The organism is Elioraea sp., assembly GCF_022842375.1.
Classification (GTDB): Bacteria; Pseudomonadota; Alphaproteobacteria; order Acetobacterales; family Acetobacteraceae; genus Elioraea_A.
The window spans coordinates 1-4,950 of the sequence record NZ_JALHPR010000065.1 but is presented as its reverse complement, the minus strand read 5'-3'; the positions used below and the strand labels follow the sequence as shown (position 1 = coordinate 4,950).

General features: G+C 68.6%; 4 protein-coding genes. All 4 read right to left on the bottom strand.

What is annotated here, in order from left to right; translation table 11 throughout:
* A partial coding sequence (gene dapB / locus Q0C38_RS22970; RefSeq protein WP_291299467.1) for a 4-hydroxy-tetrahydrodipicolinate reductase occupies positions 1 to 686 on the bottom strand: 686 nt, incomplete at its 3' end.
* A gap of 38 nt (positions 687 to 724) precedes the next feature.
* Complete coding sequence (locus tag Q0C38_RS22965; protein ID WP_291299466.1) at positions 725 to 2,530, bottom strand: ABC transporter ATP-binding protein; 1,806 nt, start codon at positions 2,528 to 2,530, stop codon at positions 725 to 727.
* 160 nt (positions 2,531 to 2,690) lie between these two features.
* On the bottom strand, positions 2,691 to 3,725 hold the full coding sequence (locus Q0C38_RS22960; RefSeq protein ID WP_291299465.1) for a glucokinase: 1,035 nt from the start codon (positions 3,723 to 3,725) through the stop codon (positions 2,691 to 2,693).
* Positions 3,726 to 3,933: 208 nt separating this feature from the next.
* The coding region (gene mepA, locus Q0C38_RS22955; protein ID WP_291299464.1) for a penicillin-insensitive murein endopeptidase at positions 3,934 to 4,950 on the bottom strand (1,017 nt) is incomplete at its 5' end.

Here is a 4,950-nt window from a genome sequence, read left to right as displayed (position 1 = left end):
GCAAAGATGGAGCGGTCCTCGGCGTGGTGCGAGAGCGTGATGCGCTCGCCGCTGCCGGCGAGGATCACGGAATGGTCGCCGACCACCGAACCGCCGCGCAGCGTGGCAAAGCCGATCGTGCCTTCCGGCCGCGCCCCGGTGTGGCCGTCGCGCGACCGCACGCTGGAATTGGCGAGCCCGATGTCGCGGCCGGCGGCGGCGGCCTGGCCAAGCAGCAATGCCGTGCCGGAGGGCGCGTCGACCTTGTGGCGGTGGTGCATCTCCAGGATCTCGATGTCGAAATCGTCCGGCGGCAGCGCGCGGGCCGCCTGCTCGACCAGCACGGCCAAGAGGTTGACGCCGAGGCTCATATTGCCGCTCTTGACGATGGTGGCGTGGCGCGCCGCAGCCGCTATCCGGGCGTCGTCGTCCGACGAGCAGCCCGTCGTGCCGATGACATGGACGATATGCGCCTGCGCGGCATAGCCGGCGAACTCGACGGTCGCCGCCGGCGTGCTGAAGTCGAGTACGCCGTCGGCCTTGGCGAAGACCGGCAGCGGGTCGTCTGTGATCGTCACCCCGAGCGTACCGACGCCCGCCGCATCGCCGGCGTCCTTGCCAAGCAAGGCGGAACCGGGCCGCTCGATCGCGCCGGCGAGATGCGCGCCCGGGCTGGCGGCGATGGCGCGGATCAGCGTCTGGCCCATGCGGCCGGCGGCACCCACGACAACGAGACCCATCGTGCTCATGCTGCATCTCCCCGGCCGGACGTGGCGCGCTTGACCGGCTTGCGCGGTCCTGCGCCCTGCTTGATGTCGTCCACCAGTCCGAGGCCCTTGACGTTCTGGACCCGGGTGAAGCGCGCGTAGACGCCGTGCGGGTCGGCGAGCAGCGCCTGATGCGTGCCTTCCTCGACCACGCGCCCCTGCTCCAGCACGACGATACTGTCGGCGCCGACCACGGTCGACAGTCGGTGGGCGATCACGATGACGGTGCGGCCCTGCATGATCGTGCCGAGCGCCTCCTGCACGCGCGCCTCGGACTCCGTGTCGAGCGCCGACGTCGCCTCGTCGAGCAGCAGGATCGGCGCCTGGCGCACGATGGCGCGCGCGATCGAGATGCGCTGGCGCTGGCCGCCGGACAGGGTCACGCCGTTCTCGCCCACCAGCGTGTCGTAGCCCTCGGCCTGCTGGCGGATGAACTCGTCGGCGGCCGCGAGGCGGGCTGCTTCCTCGACCTCGGCATCGCTCGCCGTTTCGCGTCCGTAGCGGATATTGTCGCGGATCGTGCCTTCGAACAGATAGGGCTGCTGCGAGACATAGGCGATCGCGCCGCGCAGCGACGTCTTGGTGACCCGCGAAATGTCCTGGCCGTCGATCGAGATCGACCCGCCGCCGAGATCGTGGAAGCGCTCGAGAAGCGCCGTCAGCGTCGACTTGCCGGCGCCCGAGGCACCCACGATAGCCGTCGTCCTGCCGGCCCCGGCCACGAAACTCACATCGTGCAGCACCGGCATGATGTCGGAATAGCCGAAACTGACATTGGAAAAGCGCACCTCGCCCTTCGTGACGACGAGTTGGGTCGCGTCCGGCGCGTCCCGCTGGCGCGGCTCGAGGTCCAGAATCTCGTAGATCATGCGCGCATTGACCAGCGCACGCTCCAGGCTGACCTGGGCCTTGGCAAGCCTGCGCGCGGGGTCATAGGCAAGCAGCAGCGCGGTGATGAAGGACAGGACCGCGCCGGGCATCTGGTCGCCATAGGCGGAGCGGTAGCCGGCATAGGCGATGACGCCGGCCACCGCCAGGCCTGCCAGCACCTCGGCGATCGGCGTCAGCCGCTCCGAAACCCGGGCAATCTTGTTGGAGCGCGCCTCGGCGTTGGCGATCAGTTCCGCCATCTTGCGCGACAGCTGGCTCTCCATGGTGAAGGCCTTCACCACCATGATGCCCTGCGTCGCCTCCTGCATGGCGCCGATGAGCCGCGAATTGATCTCCACCGACTCGCGCGTGATGCGGCGCAAGCGGCGCATCAGCCTGTCGACCGCAAAGACGAGCGGCGGACCGATGAGGAAGGCGATGATCGACAGAACCGGGTCCTGCACGACCATGACGATGGCCAGGCCGATCAGCGACACGATATCGCGCGCCACCGTCGTCAGCGTGATGCCCATCAGATCGCGGATGCCCGCGACGTTCTGGTTGATCTGCGCGGCGAGATAGCCCGAGCGGTTCTCGTTGAAGAAACCGATGTCCAGTCTCATCAGATGGTCGAACAGCCGCTGCTGGTAGCGGGCGACGAGGTTGTTGCCGACCTTGGCGAGGATGACCGCCTGCCCGTAGGTCGCGATGCCGCGCACCGCGAAGGCGCCGAAGACCAGCGCGCAGATGAGCACGATGAGATCGGCGCGGCGGCTGTAGAAGATCTGGTCGACAACGTCGCGCATGATCCATGCCGAAAACGCCGTCGTTGCGGCGACCGCCACGAGGCAGGCGGCGGCGGCGGCGTAATACCAGACGTATTCCCTGCCGTTCTCGGCGATGACGCGCCGCACGACGGCGACGATCTCGCCCGGGTCCGCCCGGGGCTTGCGTTGTGTCGTTTCGGTCAAGTGCCGGTCTGCCCGTTGCGTGGAATCCGCTCCGTCTCGGAGGCGGGTCCCTCATAGCGCCATCGCCGCGTCTTGCCTATGGCCTGCGCGCCACGCGGGCGCACTAAGCCGTGCCCGTGCTGCGCCAGCGCCGGCCGCGCGTCTCGACGCCGAAGCGATCCGGGGTGCGCGCATAGGCGGCGAGGCCGAGGAGAGCGGCCAGCGGGTGGGTGATGACGAAGATGGGAATCGCCCGCATCATGTGCGTGTGCGGCGCCTTGTCCTCGAATGCCGCCCGGAAGTTTGGCGCCTTCAGCGCCGGCACGATCTTCTGGGCGATGCCGCCGGTGAGGAACACGCCGCCCTGTGCCTTGAACACCAGCGCAAGGTCGCCTGCCGTGCGCCCGAGGCAGGTCGCGAACAGCGCCAGCGCTTCGCTTGCCGTGGGGTCGGTGGCATTCAGCGCCGCCGCCGTCACCTCGGCGGGCGTGTTCAGTGTCGGGGTGCGGCCGTCGGCCAGCGCCACGGCGCGATAGGTGCTGAGCAGCCCCCGCCCGGACAGGATCTGCTCGCCGGAGATGCGGCCCTCGAGCGGCTCGATATGCGCGAAGATCCGCGCCTCGCGTTCGGACCGCGGCCCGATATCCATGTGGCCGCCTTCGCCCGGAACCGGAATCCAGCGGCCGTTCGCGTGGATGAGCCCGGCAACGCCCAGGCCGGTACCGGGTCCGAGAACCACGCGGCCGGCTCCGGCCTCCGCCGTGCCACCGCCGATCTGCTCTATGTGTTCGGGTCCAAGCGCGACGACGGCCAGCGCCTGCGCCTCGAAATCGTTGAGCACGACGATGTCGCCGAGGCCGAGACTGTCGAACATGACCTTCGGCCGAACCACCCAGGGGCAGTTGGTCAGCGGGATCTCGTCGCCATCCACGGGTCCGGCAACCGCGATCACGGCGGAACGGGGCCGGCTTTTCGCTCCCTCGAGGACCGCCGAGCGGATGGCCTCGTCGATCGTGGCATAGGATGCGGTCTGAACGATCCTCGGCTCGCCTGCGTCCGACGTCGCGCTGTCGACGATCGCAAAGCGCGCATTGGTGCCGCCGACATCGCCGATCAGGATCGGAAACCGCAGGGCTTCTTCATTCCCGCCGTCAGCCATGTCCGTCCCCTGCAAGCGTCTCTGGAGCGCCACGCGTCCAGCTGGCCGCACAAGGACGCTCGATCACCTTAACTCTGCTGCATCGTGCATACCGAGCAGCGTTCCTGTCATGCGGCATCGCTGCCGGCGGATCAACGAAGAAATGTCTGCGCCGTCACAGGCAGCGCTTCGCGGCAGCAACTCCGCCTGCCGGCAGTTGGGCAAAGACCTACTGTTCGGGACGCGGGCGCGGCAGCGGTATGCCGCTCTTCGGTGTCGGGGCAAACGCGCTGACCGGCAGCGTATCGGATGGTTCGCTTGTTTCGGCGGGGACCTGCGGCGCGGCGGCGACCGAGACGGCGGCGTCCGACCCCAGCTCGCCACCCGGACCAATGGTCACCAGAGCCTCGGATTCCGGTGCCGGCGCATTGAGGACCGCCATGCACTCCTTCGGCAGCGCCCTCATGGTCATCTTGTCGCGCGCCTTCGGCGTGTCGGCATTGTTGTCGGGCAGCTTGGCCGCCTTGGTGAACCACCAGTCGAGCGAGGAGTCGCAGCCATCGCCCGGTGCCGTCTCCGCCTGCGCCTTGCAGCCGCTGGACCCCGGCTGGCAGCCGATGCGGACGTGGAAATGATAGTCGTGGCCCCAGAACGGGCGGACCTTCTGCAGCCAGCTGCGGTCGCCCTTCACCGTCTCGCAGAGCTTCTTCTTGATGCCGGCATTGACCAGGATGCGCTCGACCTCGCCATAGCTCGCCGCGCGCTTCAGGAGCTTTTCGTGCGCAGGCGTCCACAGCCGGTCGTCGACATAGAGGCCGCCCTTCCTGATCATGGAGGTCGCGGCCATGGTCTCGCGCTCCTGCGGTGTCAGCCTGCGGTCGGGCATGGGCGTGAACCAGATGTCGGCGTCGAGGCCGATCTGGTGCGAGGCATGGCCGGTCAGCATCGGCCCGCCCCTCGGCTGGGAAATGTCACCCAGCAACAGGCCTGGCCAACCCCCCTTGACCGCGTCGCGCGACAGCTTTTCGACGAGCCTCACCATCGTCGGGTGGCCCCAGCGTCGGTTTCGCGAGAGGCGCATCGCCTGCCAGGTCGGGCCGTCCGTGGCGATGGCGACACCGCCCGAGAAACAGCCCTTCGAATAGAAGCCGTAGGAGCGCGGCTTGGCCACGGCCGGCAGTTTCTCCGCCCCGAACAGGTCCTTTGCAAGCGGCTCGGCGGCCATGCCGTGCGGGACCGGCAGGGC